The sequence below is a fragment of the Burkholderia sp. LMG 13014 genome (genome assembly GCF_905232215.1).
Lineage (GTDB): Bacteria > Pseudomonadota > Gammaproteobacteria > Burkholderiales > Burkholderiaceae > Burkholderia.
Genome location: NZ_CAJNKE010000688.1, coordinates 1 through 2,846 on the forward strand (window position 1 = coordinate 1; position 2,846 = coordinate 2,846).

Here is a 2,846-nt window from a genome sequence, read left to right on the forward strand (position 1 = left end):
CAGCCGGCCATCGGGTGGTGTGGAGTGGCGGCAAGAGCGAAGCCGAACTGATCGACGCGATCGGGCCGCACGCCGGGCAGCCGAACTTTGCCGGGAAACTCGGCCTCGCGGATCTCTGGCACCTGTATGCGGCTGCACGCGCGGTCGTCTGCCCCGATACGGGCGTCGCGCATCTCGCGCGGCTGATCGGCGTGCCGACCGTCGCGCTGTTCGGGCCCGGCAGCGCGGTTGTCCACGGCGCGGGGCGCTATTGGCGCGACGTTCCGTTCGTCGCCGTGACGATTGCGGACATGCCGTGCCGCGATCAACCTTATATTTTCCGACGCCACGTTCGGTGGGTCCGGCGATGTGACCGCGACGCCACGACGTGCGTCGCGTGGCACGACGGCTGCGCAGCCTGCATGAGCGGGTTGTCGGTAGACGCGGTGCGCAATGCGCTGCAACAAGTTCTGGTGCAAGTTCGATGACTGTTATTACGGCGCGTATCGAGCGTCTTTTGTGGATTGGCTGCCCCGTCCTGATGTTCGCGGTCATGTTCGGACACCTGGCGGCGTTCGTGAACAGCAGCATGGTGCTGGTCGGTATCGCGCTGGTCGCGGCCGCTTGCGCGCGCGGGCGGCCGGCATTGTTCCGGTGGCCGTTGTTCGTCCCGATCGTCGCCTGGGCGGCGTGGAGTTTTGCCGCCGTGCGCTGGTCGATGTTTCCGGACGTCAGCAGGCATGCATGGTTCGACGAGGTCGTGTATCCGCTGCTGTCGTTCTGGGGCTTCTGGCTGTTCGGCACGCGGGTCGAACGCGCGGAACGCGTCACGCTGGCCGTGTGGCTCGCGTGCGCGCTGCTCGCCGCGATCAGCGTGATCTACTGGGGCAAGCTGCAGCCGCCGACCCCCCTGACCATCCCGATGCGCTTTTATGCGCGAGTCGGCCATACGAGTACGCTCGCGGCGTTTGCGATGGCGCTGTTCTGTGCGTTCCTCGTGCCGAAACGCGGCTGGCGCTGGGCCGGCGTGACGGGCATCGTGCTGTGCGTGATGGTCGGGCTCGCCACCCTCAACCGCTTTTTCTGGCCGGCCGCCGCGGTCACGTTGCTGATCGGCCTGTTCCCGCTGTACCGGCATCATCTGCTGCTGGCGGTGCTGGCCGTGGCCGTCGTCGGTGTCGGCGCGGTCGGCACGCTCGAAATCAGCGCACGGCTGCGCTATCACGACGCGCCGCCGCCGCTGGCCGCCTCGCGCGACATCTCGATCGCCGGGGTGCGGCTCTATGTGCCGCCCGGCATGACCGGGGTCGGCGACACGTTGTCGTCGGACACGCGGCCGAAGCTGTGGAAGTTCTACGAAGAGCAGGGCAGACGCCACGAATGGAGCGGCATCGGTTTCGGCAAACCGCTGCCGGGCATGGCTTACCGCAGCGAGATGCCGCCGGAGTTGCTGGCACTCGAACCGCAGGCGCTCACACACGCGCACAATCTTTTCCTGAACACGTGGCTGCAGACCGGGCGCATCGGCCTGGCGCTGCAGGTGCTGTTGCTGGCGACGCTCGTCGTCGCGTTCTGGCGCTTGAGACACGTTGAACCGTCGATCGCGGCGGCGGCATCGCGCTCGTCGCCGGCATGGTCACGAAGAACCTGGTGGACGATTTCATGTGGCAGACGACGATCCTCGCATTCTGGGCATTCGCCGGGCTGATGCTCGGGTATGGTGAGCGACGCGCCGGCGTGCGTCGGGCGCAGCCGGGGAGCGGCGCGTGAGCACCGTGCGGAGCCGCGCGCAAGCGGCGACGCCAAGCGCGGACGGCAAGCCGGTGCGGTTGCTGTTCCATATCGACGACTTCGGGCGGGGCGGCACCGAAACCGCGCTGGTTTCATGGCTGAACGCGCTGGACCGCCGCCAGTTCGCGCCCGCGTTGTCGGTGGCCTTTCCGACCGACGATCTCGATGCGCTGCAACGCAGCGGAGCGATTCCCGCCGACGTACCGGTTCATGTGCTGGCGCACGCGCGCTGGTCGCATGTATTGCATCAGGTCGAGCGCCGCCGTCGGTTGCGCTTCGGCGAGAAGCTGATGCACAAGCTGATGACGCACGCGGCGATCCGCTCGCTCGTCGCGCGTCGCTTTCTGCGGCTGGCCGCCGACTTCGATGTCGTCTGCGATTTCGACTTCTCGCTGCGGCGGATCGCCGGTCGCGGCGCCGCGCCGTGGTTCGGCGTGAGCCATTACAGCTTCGTCGCGCGCTTCGGCAACAAGAGCCGGGCGTACATGGCGCGGCGCACGCGACAGTATTCGCGCTATGCGGCGATCGCGATGCTCACGCCCGCAATGCGGCGCGAGGCGGAAGAGATATTCGCGGGGTCGGGTGTGCGGATCGCCGATCTGCCGAACGTGATCGACGTGAGCGCGATCCGGCGCCGCGCCGATGCCGAATTCGAGCGGCCGGCGGGCCGGTTCGTCGTGTCGGTGGCCCGGCTCGACGAAGGGCAGAAGGATCACCGCACGCTGCTGCAGGCGTATGCGCAATGGCGTGCGCGCCGGCCCGATGCGGCCGCGCTGGTGCTGGTCGGAGACGGCCCGGATCGCGTGATGCTCGAACGGCTTGCGGTCGAGCTGGGCGTTCGCGACGCGGTCCACTTCGTCGGCTATTGCGCGAATCCGTTCCCGTACGTGCGGGCGGCCGATGCGCTGGTGCTGAGCAGTCGCTACGAAGGATTCGGCATGGTGCTGGGCGAGGCGATGGCGCTCGGCACGCCGGTCGTTTCGACGGATTGCCCGACCGGGCCGCATGATCTGCTGGACGGGGGCGACGCAGGGCTGCTCGTGCCCAGTCACTAATACACATCTGACGCTGCCGAC

Annotated in this window: 1 protein-coding gene and 2 pseudogenes; all 3 read left to right on the forward strand. The window is 68.0% G+C overall.

The genetic code is table 11. From position 1 onward, the window contains the following. Positions 1–467 (forward strand): glycosyltransferase family 9 protein (locus JYJ84_RS33120; RefSeq protein ID WP_275890759.1); only part of this gene is annotated, 467 nt, incomplete at its 5' end. Continuing rightward, positions 464–1,749 (forward strand): annotated as a pseudogene (locus JYJ84_RS33125) (O-antigen ligase family protein). The gene JYJ84_RS33120 and the pseudogene JYJ84_RS33125, both read left to right, overlap by 4 nt. Beyond that, positions 1,746–2,816 (forward strand): annotated as a pseudogene (locus JYJ84_RS33130) (glycosyltransferase); the annotation flags it as partial. The pseudogenes JYJ84_RS33125 and JYJ84_RS33130, both read left to right, overlap by 4 nt. Between the last annotated feature and the right edge of the window lie 30 nt (positions 2,817–2,846).